The organism is Sulfitobacter sp. EE-36 (assembly GCF_000152605.1).
GTDB classification, from domain to species: domain Bacteria; phylum Pseudomonadota; class Alphaproteobacteria; order Rhodobacterales; family Rhodobacteraceae; genus Sulfitobacter; species Sulfitobacter pontiacus.
In genome coordinates, this window is record NZ_AALV01000004.1 from 242,595 (window position 1) to 263,943 (window position 21,349).

General features: G+C 61.5%; 22 protein-coding genes. 12 read left to right on the forward strand and 10 right to left on the reverse strand.

Annotated elements, in window-relative coordinates; genetic code table 11:
* Positions 1–6 precede the first annotated feature (6 nt).
* From EE36_RS01185 to EE36_RS01215, 7 genes are all read right to left on the reverse strand, one after another.
* Positions 7–447 carry a cytochrome c gene (locus EE36_RS01185; protein WP_005848660.1) on the reverse strand — a complete coding sequence of 147 codons (441 nt, stop codon included), beginning with the start codon at positions 445–447 and terminating at the stop codon, positions 7–9.
* A 54-nt stretch (positions 448–501) separates the two neighbouring features.
* Positions 502–1,242, reverse strand: coding sequence for a copper-binding protein (locus EE36_RS01190; protein ID WP_005848663.1), 741 nt, complete (start codon positions 1,240–1,242; stop codon positions 502–504).
* Positions 1,243–1,290: 48 nt separating this feature from the next.
* The gene (locus EE36_RS01195; RefSeq protein WP_107277643.1) at positions 1,291–2,649 is read right to left on the reverse strand and encodes a multicopper oxidase family protein; all 1,359 of its coding nucleotides are present in this window, start codon (positions 2,647–2,649) and stop codon (positions 1,291–1,293) included.
* A gap of 11 nt (positions 2,650–2,660) precedes the next feature.
* Positions 2,661–4,124, reverse strand: coding sequence for a TolC family protein (locus EE36_RS01200; protein WP_005848667.1), 1,464 nt, complete (start codon positions 4,122–4,124; stop codon positions 2,661–2,663).
* Positions 4,124–4,366, reverse strand: coding sequence for a hypothetical protein (locus EE36_RS01205; RefSeq protein WP_005848669.1), 243 nt, complete (start codon positions 4,364–4,366; stop codon positions 4,124–4,126). The genes EE36_RS01200 and EE36_RS01205 overlap by 1 nt, the downstream gene beginning before the upstream one ends.
* 83 nt (positions 4,367–4,449) lie before the next feature.
* Complete coding sequence (locus EE36_RS01210; protein ID WP_005848671.1) at positions 4,450–4,857, reverse strand: hypothetical protein; 408 nt, start codon at positions 4,855–4,857, stop codon at positions 4,450–4,452.
* 91 nt (positions 4,858–4,948) lie between these two features.
* The gene (locus tag EE36_RS01215; protein ID WP_005848672.1) at positions 4,949–5,407 is read right to left on the reverse strand and encodes a helix-turn-helix domain-containing protein; all 459 of its coding nucleotides are present in this window, start codon (positions 5,405–5,407) and stop codon (positions 4,949–4,951) included.
* 160 nt (positions 5,408–5,567) lie between these two features.
* On the opposite strand from EE36_RS01215, the gene EE36_RS01220 reads away from it, so the two are divergent.
* On the forward strand, positions 5,568–6,980 hold the full coding sequence (locus EE36_RS01220; protein ID WP_005848674.1) for an MATE family efflux transporter: 1,413 nt from the start codon (positions 5,568–5,570) through the stop codon (positions 6,978–6,980).
* Here EE36_RS01220 and EE36_RS01225 read toward each other — a convergent pair.
* Positions 6,977–7,861 (reverse strand): LysR family transcriptional regulator, encoded by an 885-nt coding sequence (locus EE36_RS01225; protein WP_005848677.1) that lies wholly within the window; start codon positions 7,859–7,861, stop codon positions 6,977–6,979. The genes EE36_RS01220 and EE36_RS01225 overlap by 4 nt on opposite strands.
* 133 nt (positions 7,862–7,994) lie before the next feature.
* On the opposite strand from EE36_RS01225, the gene EE36_RS01230 reads away from it, so the two are divergent.
* From EE36_RS01230 to EE36_RS01270, 9 genes are all read left to right on the forward strand, one after another.
* The gene (locus EE36_RS01230) at positions 7,995–8,942 is read left to right on the forward strand and encodes a tripartite tricarboxylate transporter substrate binding protein (RefSeq protein WP_005848679.1); all 948 of its coding nucleotides are present in this window, start codon (positions 7,995–7,997) and stop codon (positions 8,940–8,942) included.
* A 35-nt stretch (positions 8,943–8,977) separates the two neighbouring features.
* On the forward strand, positions 8,978–9,448 hold the full coding sequence (locus EE36_RS01235) for a tripartite tricarboxylate transporter TctB family protein (protein WP_254655524.1): 471 nt from the start codon (positions 8,978–8,980) through the stop codon (positions 9,446–9,448).
* On the forward strand, positions 9,449–10,966 hold the full coding sequence (locus EE36_RS01240) for a tripartite tricarboxylate transporter permease (RefSeq protein WP_039911212.1): 1,518 nt from the start codon (positions 9,449–9,451) through the stop codon (positions 10,964–10,966).
* Positions 10,950–12,539 carry a gamma-glutamyltransferase family protein gene (locus EE36_RS01245; RefSeq protein WP_005848685.1) on the forward strand — a complete coding sequence of 530 codons (1,590 nt, stop codon included), beginning with the start codon at positions 10,950–10,952 and terminating at the stop codon, positions 12,537–12,539. Before EE36_RS01240 ends, EE36_RS01245 begins: the two co-directional genes overlap by 17 nt.
* Before the next feature lie 98 nt (positions 12,540–12,637).
* Complete coding sequence (locus EE36_RS01250) at positions 12,638–13,615, forward strand: bile acid:sodium symporter family protein (RefSeq protein ID WP_005848687.1); 978 nt, start codon at positions 12,638–12,640, stop codon at positions 13,613–13,615.
* 207 nt (positions 13,616–13,822) lie between these two features.
* On the forward strand, positions 13,823–15,091 hold the full coding sequence (locus tag EE36_RS01255) for a tetratricopeptide repeat protein (RefSeq protein ID WP_005848690.1): 1,269 nt from the start codon (positions 13,823–13,825) through the stop codon (positions 15,089–15,091).
* Between the two features lie 86 nt (positions 15,092–15,177).
* On the forward strand, positions 15,178–15,414 hold the full coding sequence (locus EE36_RS01260) for a type II toxin-antitoxin system Phd/YefM family antitoxin (RefSeq protein WP_005848692.1): 237 nt from the start codon (positions 15,178–15,180) through the stop codon (positions 15,412–15,414).
* The gene (locus tag EE36_RS01265) at positions 15,411–15,809 is read left to right on the forward strand and encodes a type II toxin-antitoxin system death-on-curing family toxin (RefSeq protein ID WP_005848694.1); all 399 of its coding nucleotides are present in this window, start codon (positions 15,411–15,413) and stop codon (positions 15,807–15,809) included. Before EE36_RS01260 ends, EE36_RS01265 begins: the two co-directional genes overlap by 4 nt.
* Before the next feature lie 102 nt (positions 15,810–15,911).
* Positions 15,912–17,297, forward strand: coding sequence for a cytochrome P450 (locus tag EE36_RS01270; RefSeq protein WP_005848696.1), 1,386 nt, complete (start codon positions 15,912–15,914; stop codon positions 17,295–17,297).
* Here EE36_RS01270 and EE36_RS01275 read toward each other — a convergent pair.
* Positions 17,279–18,670 carry a sensor histidine kinase KdpD gene (locus tag EE36_RS01275; RefSeq protein ID WP_005848698.1) on the reverse strand — a complete coding sequence of 464 codons (1,392 nt, stop codon included), beginning with the start codon at positions 18,668–18,670 and terminating at the stop codon, positions 17,279–17,281. The two genes, EE36_RS01270 and EE36_RS01275, sit on opposite strands and share 19 nt — an antisense overlap.
* Positions 18,671–18,845: 175 nt before the next feature.
* Between EE36_RS01275 and EE36_RS01280 the strand changes: the two genes are divergently transcribed.
* On the forward strand, positions 18,846–19,574 hold the full coding sequence (locus tag EE36_RS01280; RefSeq protein ID WP_005848699.1) for an acyl-homoserine-lactone synthase: 729 nt from the start codon (positions 18,846–18,848) through the stop codon (positions 19,572–19,574).
* Here the strand turns inward: EE36_RS01280 and EE36_RS01285 are convergent.
* Complete coding sequence (locus tag EE36_RS01285; protein WP_005848701.1) at positions 19,541–20,158, reverse strand: TetR/AcrR family transcriptional regulator; 618 nt, start codon at positions 20,156–20,158, stop codon at positions 19,541–19,543. The two genes, EE36_RS01280 and EE36_RS01285, sit on opposite strands and share 34 nt — an antisense overlap.
* A gap of 113 nt (positions 20,159–20,271) precedes the next feature.
* On the opposite strand from EE36_RS01285, the gene EE36_RS01290 reads away from it, so the two are divergent.
* Positions 20,272–21,348, forward strand: a complete 1,077-nt coding sequence (locus EE36_RS01290) for an efflux RND transporter periplasmic adaptor subunit (protein WP_005848702.1) — start codon at positions 20,272–20,274, stop codon at positions 21,346–21,348.
* Position 21,349 lies beyond the last annotated feature (1 nt).

Here is a 21,349-nt window from a genome sequence, read left to right on the forward strand (position 1 = left end):
TTTGGCTTAGTCGATCCCGTTCTCGCGCTGAAGGCGGCGGATGTAGGCCACAATATCCATCACATCGGCCTGCGTGATCCCTTCGACGGGAGGCATGTTTCCGAACGGCCAGTGATGCCCCCGCACCCCGTTTTGCGCGGCCAGCAGGAACGCCCGGTCGCCGTGGTGGCTGGGTTCGTAGATCACATGCACCAAAGGCGGTGCGACGCCGTCCTGCCCCTGACCATTGGCCCCGTGACAGGCCGCGCAAACCGCATCATAGGCGCGCTTTCCCAGCTGCTCCTGATCGGTGAAACTGTCCGGCACCTTCACGGTTGCCAAGGCACCCTCCGCAAGCTCGGTCGGGCTGGTCTCGGGTTGATCATGATGCGAGAAATACCACCCGCCCGCCGCTGCCGTCAGCAGCGCAAAGGGGACAACCCACAGCAATACACGCGATGTTTTCATGTCTTCGCCTCTTATGGGGCGGGCACCGGTGCATGACCGGAGCCCGCGCGTGGATTACTTCAACTCGACGACGGTCAGCTTGCCTTTGACGGGCTCTGCGACGAATTCGATGCTCTGACCTGCAGAGAGCTTGCCGATCATGGTTTCATCGGCGCGAAACACCATGGTCATCGCGGGCATATCAAGGTTGACCAAAGGTCCGTGATCGATGGTGACCTTCCCGCCTTTAGTGTCAACTTTCTTGACGGTGCCCTTGGTATAGACGACCTCTGCCGCTTCGGTTTCTGCCTCGGCTTTGGCGCTGACTTCGATGGGGCCGTACATGCCGGATTCATAGTGACCGGGGATCAGGCAAGCGAATTCAAACGAGCCAGCATTGGCAAAGGTCCAGATGACCTCGCCCGACTGGCCGCCCTCAAGACGGACCGAATTGGGATCGTCATGTTCCATATCCATCTTCGCCATCATTTCCTTGTGCTTGGCGTTGCCTTCAGCGTTATCGATCACGAACTCATGCTCAAGCTCGCCCTTGTTGGTGACCTCAAAGCGGATGGTTTCCCCCTGCTCGAACGCAAAACTGTCAGGTTCAAAGATCATATCACCATCTTCGGTCTCGCGCATGGTGACCGCGATGGTCCGGGTGACGTCAGCCGCCGTACCGGGTTTGCCCACTGCCATCATTTCGGCATGCTTGTCGGCGTGGTCGTCATCATGCCCGCCAGAGTGGGAACCCGCCGCAAAGGCAGGGCCGGTCAAAGCAATGGCGAAGGCGGTGGTCATCAGAAGGTTTTTCATTGTGTTTTCCTGTATGGTTTTCAATGTTTTATGTGGATGCAAAAGGGGTTATCCCTTTTGCGTTGGTTTCGGGGTCAGGATGGTTTTGGGACTGTTGTTCGTGGCGAATTCCGGTAGTTCTCCGGTCCACTCATAGGCTTCCTCGCCGGGGGGGTTGTCGTACCATCCGGGGTCGGAATAATCGTCCGGCGCAATGCCGTCGCGTACCTTCACAACAGAGAACATGCCGCCCATTTCGATCGGCCCGTGTTTGCCCCAGCCGTTCATCATGGGGATCGTGTTCTCGGGCAGTTCCATCGACATCTTGCCCATGTCGCCCATGCCCGCCGTGCCCATCGGCATGTAGCCCGGCTTGAAGCTGCGCATCTTGGGAGTAAGCTGGGATTTATCGACACCGATAAAGGTCGGCACGTCGTGGCCCATGGCATTCATCGTGTGGTGCGACTTGTGGCAGTGGATCGCCCAATCGCCCAGATGGTCCGCCGTGAACTCATAGGCGCGCATCGCGCCGACAGGAATGTCGATGCTGACCTCGGGCCATTGCGCGCTTTCCGGCACCCAGCCGCCGTCGGTGCAGGTGACCTTGAAATCATAGCCGTGCATGTGGATCGGGTGGTTTGTCATCGTCAGGTTTCCGACGCGCACCCGTACCCTGTCGCCCTTGTTCACGACCAGCGGGTCAATATCGGGGAAAATCCGGCTGTTCCATGTCCATAGGTTAAAGTCGTTCATCGTCATGACGCGCGGCACATAGGTACCGGGGTCAATGTCGAACGCGTTGAGCATGATCAGGAAGTCACGGTCCACCGGCATGAACGTCGGGTCTTTGGGGTGGACGACAAACATGCCCATCATCCCCATCGCCATCTGGACCATCTCATCCGCATGGGGGTGGTACATGAAGGTGCCGGATTTGGTCAGGTCGAACTCGTAGACAAAGGTCTTGCCCGGTTTGATCCCCGGATGGCTCAGTCCGACCACGCCATCCATACCCGAGGGCAGGATCAGCCCGTGCCAGTGGACGGATGTGTTTTCTGGCAGTTTATTGGTGACATAAATCCGCACACGGTCGCCTTCGACCGCTTCGATCGTGGGGCCGGTGGACTGGCCGTTATACCCCCACAGATGCGCGATCATGCCATCGGCCAGTTCGCGTTCTACGGGTTCTGCGACAAGGTGGAATTCCTTGACGCCGTTGTTCATGCGGTAGGGCAGCGTCCAGCCGTTCAGCGTGACCACGGGCGTGTAATCCACCCCCGTCGAGGGGCGCGCCGTAACCGCAGTCGCAGCGCTGTCCATATGCGCCGCTTCCGGCAGCCCCATGTTCAGAGTTTTGCCCCACGCCTGAGAGGACACAAGTGTCGCCCCCGCCGCGCCGGCACCGAGTAGTTGACGTCTGTTCATCATATCGTTTCCTTTCAGTGTCCTGCGCCGCCACCAGCGGCCAACGTGGCGCCTTCGGAGCCCCCGCCGCCGCTGCCTGCACCACCGCCGTAGATGGCCGCGGTCAGATCCGCCTGCGCCATAAAGAACGCCCGCTTCGCATCCGCGGCTTCCAGCTCGGCACCGAGCTTTTCACGCACATCAGTCAGCAGTTCGAAGGTGTTGGTGATCATGCCGTTGTAAGACAGCAGGGCTTCGTTCTCGACGGTCTTGCGCAGCGGAACAAGAACATCGCGGTAGTGGCGCGCGATCTTGTAAGAGGCATGGTAGGCCCGTTCGGCTCCCCGCGCTTCGGATCGTACATTGACCGCCCGTTCCGCCAGCACATTCGCCGCCTGCAGATACGACAGCTCTGCCTTGCGCATCCGCGCCTTGCCGCTGTCATAGATCGGGATCGCGAACTCCAGCTCTACCTGAGGCGTGATCTCTTTCTCGATATCGCCCCCCTCGGCTTCACGCTCAAGCTCGGCCCCTGCGACGATTTCAAGATCGCTGACGATGCGGGTCTGGTCTGTCAGGCCAAAGGCTTTTGCCTGCGCTTCAAGACCCAGCTTTGCGACGCGGAGATCGACACGGTTGCGCAGCGCCTTGGCTTCGACATTGGCAACGCCGCCCACGGACCGCGGCAGCCCCGGCAAGGCGTCAGGCACGTAATAGTTCACGTCAGCCCCCCAAAGCCCCATGAGGCGCGTCAGCTCTTCCTTCGCGGTGGTCGCGTCCAGCCGTGCCTTGGCAAGCTGTCCGGCCAGCTCCGCGTTGAACGCCTGCTCGCGGGCTTGGGCGGCTTTATTGAGCGCGCCGGTTTCCCCCAGCTTGCGGGCCAGCTCCGATCCGGCGTCCGAGGTCGCCTTGGCGCGTTTCAAATACCCCACCACCTCAAAGGCGGACACGGCATTGACCCAGGCCTGACGGGTCTGGTTGGCCAATGTCAGCGTATCGTTCACCGCTGTCAGCTGCGCTTGACGAAAGCTCGCGTCAGCGATTGCACGGCGTTGTTTACGCGTGGTGGCATCCAGAAGATTGGCGCGGATCAACCCTTCGATCGCACGGTAGGCCCCCAGTTCGGGCGCCCCGATCCCGAGCACGCCAATGGAAACGATCGGGTTTTCCGGCGTCGATTGCTGCCATGCTTCGGCGGCGGACAATCCGACATTCGCATAGGACGCCTGAAGCCCCTTGTTGTTGAGCAAGGCGACCTGAACCGCCGTATCGGCCGAGATTGTCTTGCCCTGCACCATCGCGCGCACTTCGCGTTTCACCGCTTCGTTTTCGGCTTGGGTCTCGGCAAAGACGGTGCGTTTACCAAGCGCGGGCGTGATCTGGCTGGCGACATTGGCAAAGCCGGCTTTGGGGTCGGTATAAGCGCTTGGGATCGCCGTGGCGCAGGCCCCGAGCACAAGGGGAAAGCCGATGATCAGCGGCAGTTTACGGACGTGCATCAGTTCCCCTCCGATTGTTCTTGGTTCACGGTGCGCCAGTCACGCGGACCTGTGGGCCCACGATAGGTATAGCCGGCCAGCGGGTTCGGGTGGTTGATGGGAGAGACGACGGTCGTGCTGAGCGTGGCTTCTTGCGTGGCCACGGCAGGCAGCGGTGTCGGCGTATAGGGCAAGGGTCTGACATCCTGCGTGCAGGCGCCAAGGGTCAGGGTGCAAGCCCCCAAAACGAAATGGAATTTCATGTGATGTACCTGATTGATCTTCTAGGGATCGCGCGCAGGAAAGCTGGCGCGACGCAAAGACCCCAAAGCGGGTCTAAATCAGATCAGGATTGGGGAGGACGCAGAAAGCCTTGCGCCTCAAGCGAACGCGCCTGCGCATGGCCGATCTTGTAGGTGCCCGCAGTGACGGCATCGTCTTGCGGATGCGCGTGGTCCATCAACACGATGGACAGGCACATCCCGTTGCAGCAATTACCTGCACTGTCATCAGGCGCACTTGAAGGGGCTTTTTCACTGTGATTGTCGACAGCGGCACGATCCATAGTGCTATGATCATGCAGGGCGTCTTGCGCGATTATATCGGCCACATCATCCATGGCGTTGGCGTAATGCCCGTCATGCATCCCCGACGCCGCGTGGGACGCGGACGGCGGAAACAGCACCAGCGCCGCAGCAAAGGCAAGACATGCCACTGCGTTCAGCCAGAAAGATATGGTGCGCTCAAAAGCCATAGGAGACAGTTGATGCACCTGCCCCTTCCTGTCAATCGGTCCTGCGCTGGAAGGTTTCGAAGTTTTTTACCCAGTGGGCAGCGGAAAGCTGCTATGCTTTTTTGGCACCGGCGTTCGAGATAGCACTGACGCTGCGGTGGGTAATCTCCTCTCCGGTGACGCGATCGACCAGCATGGGCGCGATCGGTGTGCCCGCACTGCGCGAGACCAACGTGACCGACGGGCTGCCTTCAATCGGGACATGGGCGTTGGCCCAATCGATCAGCGACACCAGCATCGGATAGAGCGCCTTGCCCCGGTCGGTCAGCCGGTATTCGTGGCGCAGGGGGCGCTCCTGATAGGCCTCGCGGCGCAGCACACCGGCCCCCTCCAGCTTGCGCAACCGGTCCGCCAGCACATGCCGCGTGATCCCTAGCCGGTCCTGCATCTGCTCGAACCGGCGAATGCCCAGAAAGCAATCGCGCAGCACCAGCATGGTCCAGCGGTCGCCCACCACGGACAGCCCCCGCGCCACGGGGCAGGATTCATTCTGAAGCTCGTTCCATTTCATGCCGTGATCCTAGCAGGCATTGACAGGTTCTGAAAGAGAACTTACCCGTAGTGCATTCCAAAAAGGAACCGAGAGGCGAAAACTCGCCACTCCAAGCATTCGAACGGGGGAAAACCATGCCACATCAGGTCGCCACATCGCAGCTTGGCAAGGCCAGCTGATGGCCCACGTCACCCCGAACGCCGCCCCCGCCCTTTCCGCCGCCGCGACTCAGGCTCGCGCCACCCGGACCCGCGCCCTGCTAGAGGCGCCAATCGCGCCGACGCTGGCCAAGCTTGCCGCGCCCAATGTCTTGGCGATGTTCGTGCAAACCGTGCAAAGCATATCCGAGGCGTATTTCGCCAGCCTTCTTGGGGTGACAGCGCTGGCCGGATTGGCCTTGGTGTTCCCGCTTGTCATGCTGACGCAAATGCTGTCGGCGGGGGCCATCGGTGGGGCGATCTCGGCCGCGGTGGCGCGCGCGCTTGGCGCGCAAGACAGCGCGCGGGCGGCCACATTGGCAGTAGTCGCGTGGATGATCGCGGGCACCTTTGCCGTGATCATGGCCGTTCTGGTCGGGCTGTTTGGCGTGGCGTTTTTCACCCTGCTGGGGGGCGGTGCCGATGCCGTCTCTGCCGCCGCGACCTATGCGCTGGTCTTCTTTCCCGGCTGCATGGCGATCTGGCTGTGCAACGCGTCACTCAGCATTATTCGTGGCACGGGCGACATGCAGACCCCTGCCGTGCTCTTGCTGCTGGTGTCCGTCATCTCGATCCCCTTGTCGGGCGGCTTCGCCCTGGGGTGGGGCCCCCTGCCCGCGCTTGGCATGGCGGGGCTGCCCATCGGCGTCGTGCTCGCCTTTGCTATCGGGGCTGTCCTGGCGATGGCGCATATTCTGACCGGGCGCACGGGGCTTAGCTTTGGCGGTGCCTTGGGCCGGATCGACGTCGGCATGTTCCGCGATATCCTCAGCGTCGGGGCGCTGGCGGCGGTGAATACCCTGCTGACCACGATCACCATCATCATGATGACAGGGCTCGTGGGCCGGTTCGGCGAAGAGGCGCTGGCCGGTTACGGACTTGGCGCGCGGCTCGAATTTCTGATGATCCCCGTGATCTTTGGCATTGGTGCCGCGATGACGGCGATGGTCGGGGCAAATATGGGCGCCGGTCAGGTGGACCGCGCCCTGCGCGTGGCCTGGACCGGATCTTGCGCGGCGGCGGTGATCGTCGGCGGTATCGGGCTGCTGCTCGCGGTGTTTCCCGACCTTTGGCTTGGCATGTTCCTTGACCCGTCCAACACCGGCGCGCTGGACGCAGGGCGCAGCTATTTCCGGCTCGTGGCGCCCTTCTACGCCTTCTTCGCCCTCGGGCTCGCGCTGTATTTCGCGTCGCAGGGGGCGGGGCATATGGTCTGGCCGGTGGTCAGCAGCCTCAGCCGGATGGCGGTGGCGCTGATCGGCGCGTTGATCCTGATGCAAACCGGCGGCCTGGGCCTGCGCGGCATCTTCATCGCCATCGGCGGCGCGATGGTGGTCTATGGCTCGGTGATCGGCCTTGCGATCTGGCGTAAGGGCTGGCGCGCGCGGGCCTAGTCATAGACCTCTGCCGTGAGCCCCTGCTGGATCAGCGCGGTGACCAAAGCCGCCAGCACCTCGGCGCGGCGCGAGGTGACCCGCTGCACCAGCCCCAGACGGCGATGGATCGGCGGCGCACCGAAAGGGAACCAGTCAAGCGAGGCGGTCTCGGCATCGTGCAGCGCGATCTGCGGGATAATGGCAAAGCCCAGACCCGCGCGCACACAGCCCACCACGGCTGGCATCGTATTCACCGACACGATCTGCCGCGGCGCGGCGCCAAGGCGGGCGATTTCGGTGTCGATCTGACGCGCCAGCGGCACCTGCGTGCGATAGCGGATATAGGGCACGTCCCGGATCAGATCATCCAGCGTGATCGTCCCCGTGCCGGGCGGGGTGAGAACGATCAGCGGTTCGGTCAGCACAGGGGTCCAGCGCAGACTGCTGGGCACCGCCACGTGATCCGCCACAACCGCGGCATCCAGCTGGCCCGAGACGACCTCGCTCATCAGCTCCTCTGACACACCGACACGCAGCCGAAAGTTCAGGTACGGAAAGCTGGCGCGCAGCGTCGCAAGCGCCTGCGGCATCAGTGAATTTGCCCCGGTCCGCAACGACCCGAGCGCCACGGTGCCGCGCATCTGCTCCCCTGCGACGGAGGCCTTTGTGTCCGACACGATCTGCAGGATCGACTGGGCCGAGCGGACCATCTCTGCGCCCTTCGTGGTCAAGGCGGGCGGGCGGCGGGTGCGGTCGAACAACTGCGTGCCGATCTCTGCCTCTAGCGCCGCGATCTGCTGGCTGACGGCAGAGGCGGTCAGGTTCACGGCCTGCGCCGCCGCAGCAAAGCCGCCGTGCTGGCTGATGGCCAATAAAGTCTCAAGCTGACGTGTATCCATACCTCAAGATAAGATATGCTAAATGTAATGGCAAGAATTACGCGCTTTGCTATGGTTATTCTTGTGTTATTCACGAAACTGACACCAAACCCGTGGCGGATAAACCGCTGCTTCTCTCACAGGGAGTCCTCCTATGACGTTTCGTTCGGGCCTTGCCGCCCTTTTCACCGCTGCCAGCCTGATTGCAGCCCCCGCCACAGCCGACACCTACCCCGAGCGCGCGGTAGAGTTCATCGTGCCCTGGTCGCCCGGTGGCGGCTCTGACACGCTGATGCGTCTTGTGGCCAACAATGTGCAGCCCTTCCTTGGCGTGGAAATGCCTGTGATCAACATGCCCGGCGTCGGCGGCACTGTGGGCCTGCGCGAGGCCTCGCGCCGCGCCGCGGATGGCTATACCATCAGCCAGGTTCACGAAGGTCTGCTGGTCGCCACCGAAACCGGCATCACCGATCTGGCATGGGATGACTTTGACCCGATCGCCCTGATGACAGCATCGCCCCAGTATCTGGTGGCGGGCAAATCCGACAACTACAGCAATTTCGAAGAATTCGTGACCTACGCCAAGGCACATCCCGGCGAGATCTCGATGGGCGTCACATTGGCCGGCGTCCCGCATCTGCACGCCGCGATGATCGAACAGGCCTTCGGGCTTGAATTCAAATACGTCGGCTATGAGGGCACGGGCGAACGCGTGCGCGCGCTGGTCGGCGGCAACCTTGATGTGGCGATCGGCGACATCAGCTCCTCCAAACAATTCGTCGACAACGGCGATCTGACCTTCCTTGCCGTCGGCGCGACCGACCGGGTGGACGCCGCCCCCGATGTGCCGACCTTCAAAGAGCTGGGTCAGGATCTTGAGCTGAACGTGACCCGCGGCATCGTGATGCCCAAAGGGGCCCCGCAAGAGGTCCGCGACACGCTTGAAGCCGCGCTGCAAGAGATGGCCCAAGACCCCACCTATATCGAGCAGACCAACAACGCGGGTGCCGATGTCGGGTTCCGCGGTCAGGAAGACTACCGCGCCTATCTGAGCAAACTGGACGAGACAGTGAAATCGCTGTCGTCGGTTCTGGCCCCATGAACGGGCACGACCCCATGAAGGCACAGGAGGCGGGCTTGGTTGCCCGCCTTCTGAGCTATGTCTTCCTCCTGCTGGCCTCGATCGCATTGTTCATCTCGGCCAGCGGCATTGCGACCTCGCGTTTTGAAAAGCTTGGCGCGGGGGCGTTCCCCAAGATCATCTTTGGCGCGATGGCGATCGTATCAGCCATCGCGATCATCGACGCGCTGCGCCAGATCCCGCGCCACGCTTACGGTGATTTCGCAGCGCAGGCCGTAGCCTGGGCCAAACGCTGCTATCTGGTGTTTGTCTGCCTTGGCGCGCTCACAGCCTATCTGCTGGTCATTCCGGTGCTGGGGTTTTCCATCGCCAGCCTGATCTTCCTTTTCGTGCTTCAGGTGATCCTGATGCCACGCACGCCCAAGTCAATCGTCCTCGCCGCTGTGGTGGCTGTGGTTTTCTCCTTCGGGCTGAACTGGCTTTTTGCCGAAGTGTTCACCGTCTTCCTACCGCGCGGAGTGCTTTGAATGACTGATTTCATGACAGGGGCCGCGCAGATTTTCACGCTGGCGACGCTCGCCTATATGTTGGCCGGGTCCGTCGCGGGCATCGTTGCGGCGGCGATCCCCGGTTTCACCGTCACCATGGCGATTGTGCTGACCCTGCCGCTGACCTTCACGATGGAGCCTTTGCAGGGTATCGCCGTGATGCTCTCGGTCTATGTGGGCGGCTATACTGGCGGGCTGATCTCGGCGGCGTTGCTGGGCATCCCCGGCACGCCATCGTCGGTCGCCACGACCTTTGACGCCTTCCCCATGGCGCGCAACGGCGAACCGGGGCGCGCGCTGTCCATCGGGGTCTGGGCGTCCTTCTTTGGCACCGTCATCTCGACCATCGTGCTGATCTTCGCCGCACCGCCGCTCGCGCTTTTCGCCGTGCGCCTTGGCCCGTGGGAGTATTTCTCGCTCATCGTCTTTGCCCTGACAATCGTCGCCAGCCTTGTCGGCACCTCCGCCATGCGCGGCATTCTGGCGGGGCTGATCGGGCTTGCAATCTCTACCGTGGGGACGGACCCGATCATGGGCCGCCCGCGCTTTGATTTCGGCATAGAGATGCTGCAGGCCGGCCTGCCGTTTCTGGTGGTGCTGATCGGGATCTTCGCCATCTCGCAGCTTGTGTCAGAGGTAGAGAATGCCGACAGCGTGCGGTCGGGCAATGCGCTGGTCACAGGGGCCATCGATTTCCAGACATGGACCGTGATGAAAGAAGTGTTGATGCGGCCCGTCAACCTGCTGCGGTCGTCCATCGTCGGCGTGCTGATCGGCGCCCTACCCGGTGCGGGCGGGTCCATCGCCAACCTTGTCGCCTATGACCAGGCCAAGCGCGGATCTAAGAACAGTGACAAATTCGGCACCGGTGAACCCGACGGCATCGTCGCCTCCGAGGCGGGCAACTCCGCCACCGCGGGCGGCGGGCTGATCCCGCTTATCGGTCTGGGCATCCCCGGATCGGCTGTTGATGCGATCCTCATGGCGTCGCTGATGGTGCATGGCATCTCGGTCGGGCCACGGCTGATCATGGATCACGGTGACCTTGTCTATGGCATGTTCATCGCAATGGTGGTCGCGTCCTTCATGATGCTGATCGTGTCGATCTGCTCCATGCGGCTGTTCCTGCGGGTGACCGAAGTGCCCAAATGGCTGATCGTGCCGGTGGTGATGACCTGCTGTGTCGTGGGCACCTTTGCGCTGAACAACCGCGTGACCGACCTTTACCTGCTGATCTTTATCGGCATCACCGGCTACACGCTGCGCGCCCTTGGCTATGCGCTGGCACCTTTGGTGCTGGGGGTCATTCTGGGCCCGATCGCAGAAACCAACCTGCGGCGCGCGCTGATGACGGACGAAGACCCGACGCTGTTCTTCACCCGCCCCATCAGCCTGATTTTCCTGATTGCGGCTTTCGTGTCCATTGTCTGGGCCATCCGCAGTCACCTCAAAAACCGTCCATCTACAGAAAGGCCATCCCATGCGCCTACGTCATGATCCCGTCTACCCGTCGCGCCGCTCGCCCATCCTGGCCGAGAATGTCGTCGCCACCTCGCAACCGCTGGCGACCCAAGCCGGTCTGTCCATCCTGCAACAAGGCGGCAACGCTGTGGATGCGGCCATCGCCACGGCGGCGGTGCTAACAATCGTCGAGCCCACGGGCTGCGGCCTTGGCTCTGACGCCTTCTGCATCCTGTGGGACGGCAAGCAGCTGCACGGGCTGAACGCCTCGGGCCGCGCGCCCGCCGCCTGGACGCCCGAGTATTTCAAGGACGGCATCCCCGAACATGGCTGGGACGCCGTGACCGTCCCCGGTGCCGTCAGCGCTTGGGTCGAACTGTCTGAAAAATTCGGCAGCCTCGGCCTGTCGACCGTGCTGGCCCCCGCGATCCGCTATGCCGAAGACGGCTTTATCGTGTCGCCTGTCGTGGGCACGGCATGGGCCAAAGGGGCCGCGGTGCTCAAGGACCAGCCCGGCTTTGCCGAGACTTTCATGCCCGAGGGACGCGCGCCCAAACCCGGCGAACGCTTCCGCAACCCCGGTGCCGCGCGCACCCTGCGCGCTATTGCCGAAACCAAGGGCCGCGCTTTCTACGAGGGCGAGATCGCGCAAGAGATCGCGGCCTTCGCCAAGGCCAATGGCGGCGCGATGACAACCGACGATCTGGCAGCGCATCACAACGACTGGTGCGGCACCATCAGCCAAAGCTTTGACGACGTGGAATTGCACGAGATCCCGCCAAACGGTCAGGGCATCGCCGCGCTGATGGCGCTTGGCATGTTGCAGCACACCGACATCCGCGACCACGGCCCCGACGATCTGGCCGCCGTGCATTTGCAGATCGAAGCGATCAAGCTCGCCTATGCCGATCTGCACGCCTATGTCGCCGATCGCGATCACATGACCGATGTGGACGAAGCGGCCCTGCTTGACCCCGATTACCTTAAATCCCGTGCCGCATTGATTGATGCCAACAAGGCGCAGGACTTTGGCGCGGGGGCCCCCAAACAGGGCGGCACCGTGTTACTGAACGTCGGTGATGCCTCGGGCATGATGGTCAGCTTTATCCAGTCGAACTACGCGGGCTTCGGCTCTGGCGTGGTGGTGCCGGGCACGGGTGTGTCCATGCAGAACCGCGGCTTTGGCTTCACGACACAGGACGGCCACCCCAATCAGGTCGCGCCGGGTAAACGCCCCTTCCACACGATCATTCCGGGCTTCGCCATGAAGAACGGCGCGCCGCTGATGGCCTTTGGCATGATGGGCGGGCCGATTCAGGCGCAGGGCCATATGCAGCTTTTGCTGCGCACGCAGCTGTGGGACCAAGACCCCCAGACCGCGGCCGATGCCCCCCGCTGGCGCGCGATCGAGGGGTTGGCCGTCGCTTGCGAACCGTCGATGCCTGCCGATCTGCTCGACGGGCTCAACGCGCTTGGCCATGCGATCCAGATCGAGGCACCGGACAACGCCTTTGGCTTCGGCGGCGCGCAACTGGTGCAACGCAATGCGGCAGGCGGCTACGCCGCGGGCTCTGATCCGCGCAAAGACGGGCAAGCCGCAGGCTTCTGATCCCGCGCCACAGGGGCGAGCGGAGGGTCACGCCTCCGCTCGCCCTTTACGGGCCGGCAGCGCCCCTATATCGATCTTTCGACAACGCAGGCATTCCCATGAACTATATCAAACGCATCGGCATCGACGCCTATATGATCTTGCTGCTGGCCACCGTGATCGCGGGCATTGTGCTGCCTGCCACAGGTGTCGCCGCCGAAGGCCTGCGCGGGGTGACCTTCTGGGCCGTCTCGTTGCTGTTCTTTCTCTATGGGGCCAAGCTGGACCCAAGCGCGGTCAAGGCTGGCATCACAAACTGGCGTCTGCAAGGGATGACCTTTGGCGCGACCTATGTGCTGTTTCCGCTGATTGGCCTGCTGCTGGCGACGCTGTGCAGCCCGATCCTCGGGGCGACGGTGACTATGGGGCTGCTATTTTTGTCGGTGCTGCCCTCGACCGTGCAATCCTCTATCGCCTTCACCTCGATTGCGGGCGGCAATGTGCCTGCGGCGATCTGCGCGGCCTCCGTCTCCAACCTCATCGGGGTCATTCTGACGCCGGTGCTGGTGACCTTGCTGCTGCATCAGGGCGACGGCGGCGTCAGTCTGGATGCCATCGGCAAAATCGGCGTGCAGATCTTGCTCCCTTTCATCGTCGGGCAGGTGATGCGTCCGCTGGTGGGCGGGTTCGTGCAACGCCACAAGCTGCTGACCATGATCGTGGACCGCGGGTCGATCATGCTGATCATCTACTCTGCCTTCAGCGCGGGCACAGTCTCGGGGCTTTGGTCCGCTATTCCCGTCACCACGCTGATGCTGCTCTTTGCCGTGGTCTGGCTGTTTCTGGCCGTGGGCATGTGGTTGATGATCGCCCTTGGCAAGGCTGCGGGGATGCCCGACGCGGATCGCGCGGTGCTGTTCTACTGCGGGTCCACCAAAAGCCTTGCCAGCGGGTTGCCCATTGCCACGGCGCTTTTTGCGCCCGATCTGGTCGGGGCCATCGTTTTGCCGCTGATGATCTACCATATCTCGCAGCTTCTGGTCTGCGCCTTCGTATCGCAGCGCGCGTCGCGTCGGGCCGCTGCGGCGCCTGCCTAAAGTTACCCATGGGTATCCTTTTTGCCGATCACCCCCGCGCCCGCGCGCGGGTCTTTGCCGGTCGGGGCACCACGGTCTAAGCCACAGCAGAAACACGCAATTTTCCGCCGAGATTTGGCGGGGTCGCGGCGTGCATCGATAGGGGATACGCGTTACGAAACCGCGAAAAGGCAGCAGACTGCCCACCCGACAAGAAGGACCCTATCGATGGCAGATAAATCAAAACGAAGCTGGTTTGGCCGTACCGTACTGGCCGCGGTGATGCCCGTGGCCGCGCAGGCCCAGACCGTGCAGGACGGCATGGCCGCGTTCGAGCAAGGCGATTATACCCACGCGCTGGAACTGCTGCTGCCGCTGGCCGAACAGGGCGACGCCGAGGCGCAATGTCAGGTCGGCCGACTGTACTATCGCGGCGGCGATGGTGTGCCGCAAAGCTTTGATGATTCCGTCGCATGGGCCAAGAAGTCTGCCGAGCAGAACAACCCCTGCGGGTTGAACTCTCTGGGCGTGTCCTACCGCTTTGGTCAGGGCGTCGACCCCGATGCGAAAACCGCGTTCGACTATTTCACCCGCGCTGCGGCCCAAGGGTTTGACAAGGCGCAGTTCAGTCTGGGCAACATGCATGAACTGGGCGAAGGCACAGCGCAAAGCGATGCAGAGGCCCGCGCCTGGTATCGCAAAGCGGCAGAGCAAGGCAATGCTATGGGCCAGTACCGCTTGGGCATCCTGTTGCTGGAAGGTCGCGGCGGCGAGGCAGCCCCCGAAGAAGCACAGCAGCTTTTGCGTGCCTCGGCGGAACAGGGTCTGGCTGACGCGCAATATTCGCTGGGGTGGATGGCCAACCACGGCGTCGGGGTAACGCAGGACCACGGCCAAGCGCTTGAATGGTATCGGCTCGCGGCAGAACAGGGCTATGCTCCCGCGCAGATCAATCTGGGCAATCTCTATGCCGAGGGGCTTGGCACCTCGCAAGATGACGAGAAAGCCGTCGGCTGGTACTATGAGGCAGCGCGCAATGGCGTCCCCGCTGCGCAGGTCAACATGGGTAAGCACTATGCGCTTGGACGCGGTGTGCAGCAGGACTTTGACGAGGCGATGGTCTGGTATCAGCAAGCTGCGGAATATGGCGAACCCGTTGCCTATCTGAACGTAGGATTGCTGTATGAAAACGGTCAGGGCCGTCCCGCCGATCCGGCAGAGGCCGCGCGCTGGTACCGTGCCGCCGCCGAACGCGGAGAGCCCCGATCCCTTGCCAAGCTCGCGCATTTCTATGCCGAAGGGATCAGCGTCACACCGGACCCCGTGACCGCATGGGCGTTGCAGGATACCGCGATGGCCTATGACCGCGACGGCGAGCTGGACGCGCCCGAAGAACGGCTGATGCAAATGGGCCAACAGTTGGCACCCCAGCAAAAAGGTGAGGCAAAGGCGCTGGCGCAAAGCTGGCAGAACGGGGAAGAGCTGGTCTTGCCTTAACGGTCCAGCCGAAGCTGTGACCACGGCCCATATGGACAAAATGTCCATTTTGCCTATATTGTGCGGTGACGCTACAGGAGAGCCCCATGACACGTGTCACCGCCACCGAATTCAAGAACAACATCGGCGCATTCAGCGATGCGGCGATGAGCGAGCCTGTCATCATCACCAGCCACCAACGTGACCGTCTGGTGCTGTTGTCAGCGGATGAATACCGTCGCCTGACCGCCCTGACCGAAGGGGTGACCGCGCAGGATAAGGACCGCGTGGCGCGCGGGCTTGAACGGCATCGCAGCACGATACTGGAACTCGCCAAACGATGACGGAGCCCCGCTGGGTCACCCGCGAACTTGTTGAATACATGCATGATTGCGTTCTGGAGCTGGCGGGCGGCGCGCGCGGGTTGCGCGATGGTGACTTACTGGAATCCGCACTGGCCCGCCCGATGAACCTATATGTTTTTGGCGAAACATCGCTTTTTGAACTGGCCGCCTGCTATGCCGAAGCCATCGCCCGCAACCACGCCTTTGTCGATGGCAACAAGCGCACGGCCTTCTTTGTCGCCAGCGATTTTCTGCACCAGAACGGATACGAGCTGCAGGCCGCTGTGGATCAGGAACACGCCGATATGATGGTGGAACTGGCCCAAGGCAAAATGACCCGTGCCGACGCTGCCGCACATTTACGCAGCCACAGCATCAAGACCTCTGCGACCTGACGTTTCGCGTTGGCGCGTAACTTTAGATAGAATTAATCATTGTTTCCCTGCTAGAAACACCGGTGTGATAAACGCCACCCGTGGGCCGGCAAGGAGACGACAATGAATACACAGAATATGCCTGCGCCCGATGGGGCGACACCGGCGCATCCGATCCCTGTCGAGGCGGATCTGGCCAAGGCCGATGTCGGGTTGATCGACTTTGCCAAAAAAGCGGGGAAGAACATCTTTTCGGTGATCCCCGATGCGACGCGCACGCAAAGCTATCTGAAAGGGCCGGCCAAGATCCATTATGTCTGTGACCCCGATATGGTGACCGAACTGCTGGCCGGTGTCGGGCGTCGCTTTCCCAAGGCGGAGTTTACACATAACGTCATCGGCCCCGTTGTCGGCAACGGCATGATCCTGTCGGAAGGCGAGAAATGGCGCGCGCAACGGCATCGCTATGCCCCGCTTTTTGCCGCGCGCAACCTGCCCGTGCTGACCCGACATTTTGCCCAGACCGGCGACGAGCTGGCGGATTTCTTTGCGCGCACGGCAGGCGAGGTCGATGTATCGGATGCGGCGCAAGAGGCGACGCTCACCAATATCTCGCGGGTGATGTTCTCGGGGAACGAGGCTGTGTCCAAGCAGGATGTCCGTCAGGGGATGCGACGGTTCACCGACTATATCAGCTATATGTCGCTGTTCGATCTGATGGGGCTGCCGAAGTGGGTGCCCCGTCTGAAATGGCTGCGCAGCAAGAAAGCGATCCGTGATCTGCGGCAGTTGACCCATGACGTGATCGCCAACCGCCGCGCGCAGCGCCATGCAGAGGCGGTCGATTTTCTTGACCTGCTGATCGAGGCGCTTGAGACGGATAAGGAAGATGTCGAAACGACGGTCGATAACCTGCTGACCTTTGTCGCGGCGGGCTATGAAACCTCGGCCAATACAATCGCTTGGGGGCTGTATCTTCTGGCGATGCACCCCGAGGTACAGACCGATCTGCGCGCCGAGGTGATGGAGGCCTGCGGTGACGGGCCCATCGGCTTTCACGATCTGCCCAAGATGCCCAAACTGCACGCGCATGTCCGCGAAACCCTGCGGATGTACCCCGCAGGCGCCTTGTTTGCCCGTGATGCGACGGATGAGGTGACGATCAAGGATGTGACGTTCAAGAAGGGCGATGTGATCATGTTCCCGGTCTATGCGCTGCACCGGAACGAGCTGCTGTGGGACAATGCGGCACTGTATCAGCACGACCGGTTTCTGGACTGTAAATACCCGCGCGGACAGTATATTCCCTTTGGGGACGGGCCGCGCATCTGCATCGGGGCGCAATATGCCGAGACAGAGATTATGGTGCTGCTTGCCTCGGCGCTGCGGCGGGCGTCTTTTGAACTGACGGACCACCCTGTCGCGCCCCCGAACCTGACCTTTACCATGCGGCCCGATGGCCCGCTGATGTTGCGGGCCGTGCCGGTAGATCAGGCGGCGGTGGAATAGCTTTCGGGTTTGGCCGCCTTGGCCGCATCCGCTGCCTTGAGCACAACACAGAAGGTGGTGCCCACGCCGAGCTTGCTTTTATAGGCGATGCTGCCGCCGTGGGCATCCACGATACGTTTCGAGATAGACAGGCCAAGACCCGTACCCTGGAACTTGCGCTGATCGCTTGAATCGATCTGGCCAAATTCCTCGAAGATGACGCTTTCACTGCCTTCGGGAATCCCGATGCCCTGATCCGCGACCGAAATCACGAGGTTCTCGTCCTCGCGTTTGAGGCCCACACGGATGGTGCCCCCCGCTTCCGAGAATTTGGCGGCATTGGACAGCAGGTTCACGATCACCTGATCGAGCCGTTTCTTGTCGCCGCGCACGATGGGCTGGTCTGCGGCAACGTTGATCTCTACCGCGACGCCAAAGCGGCTGGCATAGGGCTGGAACGAATGGGCGGCCGTGTTCACGACCTCGGCCAGATCCACGTTACCCAGATCAAGCGAGAATTTCCCCACATCCGCTGATTGCAAAAGCAGCAAATCCCCGACCAGATCCCCCAGACGGTTCGAGTTGCGCGTCGCGATATCGAGCAGCCGCGACATTTTGTCCGGCACCTCGCCCGCTGACCCTGCGTTGATCAGGTCAAGCGCACCGCGGATCGACGTGAGCGGCGTGCGCAATTCGTGGCTGACGGTGGACAGGAAACGGGTCTTGGCCTCGCTTGCGGCGAGGGCATTCTTGTTCTCGGTCTGAAGCGCGAGGCGGTTCTTCATCAGCGCGGAATACCCTTTGATGAAGGTCCGGGCGAGTTCGAACACGAAGCCCAGAACAAACAGCGCGGTGAAGAGGTTGAGCCAGATTTCAGAGTCCAGCGAGGGGCGCGCCACGACGACATCGCGGATCGGGATATAGAGGATCGCCCCGATGTAGATCGCCAGCCGAAATCCCAGCACATATAAAAACTGGTGGTTGTTCATCGCCGCAAAGATAGAGGCGGAAATCAACAGGAAAAGCGGCAGAAAGTGGCTGTTTCCCACGCCCTGCTGGATCGCGATCGAGATGCAGAAAAGCGCAATCGTCGTCGCACTGAGCGCCGTGGTCATGTAGATGTGGAACAGCGATTTGCGGATCTTGAGGGTCTTGGACCGGGTGTTGCGCAGGATGTAGCGCAGCACGACGATGTCATAGATTTCGCACAAGCCGATCGCGAAAAAGAAAAACAGCGCGACCCTCAGCTCATAGTAATAGCCTGCCAAAGCAATAGCTGCGGTATAGATGATCGCCCGCTGGCCAAACGCACGGCTGCCCACAAGCGCATAATCCCGCAGCCGGCTTAGAACCGGGCGGGCCTGAGGCAAATTAACATTGTCAATTGCTTCCATGTTGCGCTTCCTCCGTCAGCCTGGCGCGGAATTGAGCGCCAAACGAATCTGCTGATATTTCACTACGATACACCTCAACTATTGGTGGAAAATTTGTTGCGATCATGGCAGAACCGTGGCTGTATGCATTTTGTTAACTTTTTCGTTACTTGAGCGGAGCTTTAGGCAGAGAACAATGGGTATCCAGAACGCAAAATCGCACCAGCGCGCAGAGACGATCCAGTTGGAGCCTTCGGTTCAGGCCGCTCTTCAGACACGACCCGTTGAAAGCGATGTCCCTTCATACGCGACACGGCTGGAAGAGACAGTGGTGCATATCGGCAACCAGTATCGGTATGGCCAACTCTATTCAGATTTTCTGAAAGCACGCAAATCAGTTTTTATCGATCAAAAGGAATGGGATCTGCCCCATACCGAAGGGATGGAGTTTGACCAGTACGACACCCCCCAAAGCCGGTCTGTCGTGATCCATGAATACGGCCGGGTGCTGGCGGGCGTGCGGTTGCTACCCACCACGGCGCAATGCGGCTGTTATACCTATATGCTGAAAGACGCGCAGCGCGGGATGTTGCCGGATATCCCTGAATATGTGCTTTACGAAGACGCGCCGGTAATGCCCCATGTTTGGGAAGCCACGCGGCTGTTTTTGTCAAAAAACGAGCCCGCGCACCGGCGGCTGGCGATCCAGACCAAGCTGATCCGGGGCATGGCGCGTGCCGCGACCGAACAAGGGGCGACCCATGTGATCGGGATCGTACCTGCCGTGTTCCAACGCTGGATGAACCGGCTGGGAATGAGCGCACTGCCCTTGGGCCCCAAGCTGAACATCAGCGGCGACAATACGCAGGCCGCGATCATGCATGTGGCGAATTACGCCGACCCGACCCCGCCTGACGCGCGATAAGCGACCAGAATGGTATCGACCGCACGGGTGACATGCTGGTCGATATCCTTGTAGGGGCGCGTCGTCAGCCCCAGTTGCGCACGGACCATGCCAAAGCCCTTGAGCAATGAAATAAGGTCTTCGGCGACATCACGCGGGTCGAAATCGTCGCGCAGGTCGCCGCTTTCCTGCCCTTGCACCAGCAGACTGCAAACGGCGGCGCAAACCGCCTCGAAGGCGGCGGTATAGAAGGTGCGACCGATCTGCGGGTAGTCGCGGGCGACCTCGTGGATCAGACAGGTAAATTCGACCGAATCCTGCTCCCCCAGAAAGCTCAGGAATTTCCGCCCGAACGAGATCAGCGCGGTGCGCAAATCGGGATGGTCCGAGATATCTCCCAGCACCTCAGCGCGAAAAACCTCTGCCTCGGCCTCGAGCACATTTTGCAGGATCTCCGACATATTGTCGAAATGGCGGTAGATCGTCGCCTTGGACACAGAAGCCTCGCGCGCCAAAAGGTCCGTCGTGACTTTTTCAAAGCCTTTGACGAAGAACAGGGCGCGCGCTGTCGACAGTATTCGCGATTTTGATGCGTTTTCATTCATATTGCAGAACTAGGACGTGTATGGGTGAAATAAAAGTGCTGAACGGTACCAAGGGGGGTTGAACTGTACGTCACTGCGCGTAAGTACCGCCCAGTACTCGAAAGGCCTTTGATATGAAGCAGCTGATTTCCGTCCTTTTATGCGCCACCCTTGCGACGCCTCTTGTTGCACAGGACGCGGATGACCTGACCCCCTCGGGCACGCCCGCGCCGATCAGGTCGGTCAAATTGATAGAGGCGGGCGGTGCCGCGTCGCAGGTGCAGCGGGTCTTTTTCGGCAAGATCGCAGCGCTGGAAACAGTGGACCTGTCGTTCGAGGTCGGCGGCCGCATGGTGATGTTCGACGCCCAAGAAGGGCAGTTCCTGCAAGAAGGCGTGCAGATCGCGGCGCTGGACCCGGTGCCGTTTGAACGCGCGGTACAACGTGCCGAGGTGCAGTTGACCCAAGCCGAACGGGATTTCGAACGTTCGCAAACGCTGGCCAAAAGCAATGCCGTGTCCACGGCACAGGCGCAGGACACGGAAACCGCCCGCGATCTGGCGCGGATCGCGTTGAGCGAGGCTCGCGAGGCGCTGGACCACGCGACGCTGATCGCCCCCTTCCGCGCCTTGGTCGCCTCGCGTCTGACACCGAATTATGCCAATGTCGCCCCCGGACAGGCCATTGTACGATTGCATGATATGTCGGAAGTACGCGTCGAGATCGACGTTCCCGAGCAGATGTTCCAGATGTATTCAAATGCGGCTGACGTCGAATTTACCGGCACGTCGCCGCTATTTGCCGGTGGTGTGCCGCTTGAATTGCGCGAATTCAACGCCGAAACGCAAAGCATCGGGCAAAGCTACCGCGTGACGCTGGCGCTCCCCTCTGATCGGGTCACACCGAAACTGATCCCCGGCGCATCGATGAGCGTCACTGCGCGGATCGCGGCAGGTGACGACACTGCAACGACCCTGCCCCCTTCTGCCGTGGTTATGGCCGAGGATCAGGCGCGGGTCATGGTCTATACCCCTGACGAGACCGGCGAACAGGGTCAGGTCAGCTGGGTCAACGTCGACGTGTCCTCGAATACCGGCACAGATATCATCGCCACGGGACTTGAACCGGGCACCCTGGTTGTCGGCGCTGGCACACAGCTGCTGCGCGAGGGCGACACCGTGCGCCCCTTCAACGGGTTGAGCATCGAGTAAA

Coding starts and splice junctions, on each gene's coding strand:
- EE36_RS01185 (WP_005848660.1), bottom strand. CDS start 447: ATGAAAACATCGCGTGTATTGCTGTGGGTTGTCCCCTTTGCGCTGCTG.
- EE36_RS01190 (WP_005848663.1), bottom strand. CDS start 1,242: ATGAAAAACCTTCTGATGACCACCGCCTTCGCCATTGCTTTGACCGGC.
- EE36_RS01195 (WP_107277643.1), bottom strand. CDS start 2,649: ATGATGAACAGACGTCAACTACTCGGTGCCGGCGCGGCGGGGGCGACA.
- EE36_RS01200 (WP_005848667.1), bottom strand. CDS start 4,124: ATGCACGTCCGTAAACTGCCGCTGATCATCGGCTTTCCCCTTGTGCTC.
- EE36_RS01205 (WP_005848669.1), bottom strand. CDS start 4,366: ATGAAATTCCATTTCGTTTTGGGGGCTTGCACCCTGACCCTTGGCGCC.
- EE36_RS01210 (WP_005848671.1), bottom strand. CDS start 4,857: ATGGCTTTTGAGCGCACCATATCTTTCTGGCTGAACGCAGTGGCATGT.
- EE36_RS01215 (WP_005848672.1), bottom strand. CDS start 5,407: ATGAAATGGAACGAGCTTCAGAATGAATCCTGCCCCGTGGCGCGGGGG.
- EE36_RS01220 (WP_005848674.1), top strand. CDS start 5,568: ATGGCCCACGTCACCCCGAACGCCGCCCCCGCCCTTTCCGCCGCCGCG.
- EE36_RS01225 (WP_005848677.1), bottom strand. CDS start 7,861: ATGGATACACGTCAGCTTGAGACTTTATTGGCCATCAGCCAGCACGGC.
- EE36_RS01230 (WP_005848679.1), top strand. CDS start 7,995: ATGACGTTTCGTTCGGGCCTTGCCGCCCTTTTCACCGCTGCCAGCCTG.
- EE36_RS01240 (WP_039911212.1), top strand. CDS start 9,449: ATGACTGATTTCATGACAGGGGCCGCGCAGATTTTCACGCTGGCGACG.
- EE36_RS01245 (WP_005848685.1), top strand. CDS start 10,950: ATGCGCCTACGTCATGATCCCGTCTACCCGTCGCGCCGCTCGCCCATC.
- EE36_RS01250 (WP_005848687.1), top strand. CDS start 12,638: ATGAACTATATCAAACGCATCGGCATCGACGCCTATATGATCTTGCTG.
- EE36_RS01255 (WP_005848690.1), top strand. CDS start 13,823: ATGGCAGATAAATCAAAACGAAGCTGGTTTGGCCGTACCGTACTGGCC.
- EE36_RS01260 (WP_005848692.1), top strand. CDS start 15,178: ATGACACGTGTCACCGCCACCGAATTCAAGAACAACATCGGCGCATTC.
- EE36_RS01265 (WP_005848694.1), top strand. CDS start 15,411: ATGACGGAGCCCCGCTGGGTCACCCGCGAACTTGTTGAATACATGCAT.
- EE36_RS01270 (WP_005848696.1), top strand. CDS start 15,912: ATGAATACACAGAATATGCCTGCGCCCGATGGGGCGACACCGGCGCAT.
- EE36_RS01275 (WP_005848698.1), bottom strand. CDS start 18,670: ATGGAAGCAATTGACAATGTTAATTTGCCTCAGGCCCGCCCGGTTCTA.
- EE36_RS01280 (WP_005848699.1), top strand. CDS start 18,846: ATGGGTATCCAGAACGCAAAATCGCACCAGCGCGCAGAGACGATCCAG.
- EE36_RS01285 (WP_005848701.1), bottom strand. CDS start 20,158: ATGAATGAAAACGCATCAAAATCGCGAATACTGTCGACAGCGCGCGCC.
- EE36_RS01290 (WP_005848702.1), top strand. CDS start 20,272: ATGAAGCAGCTGATTTCCGTCCTTTTATGCGCCACCCTTGCGACGCCT.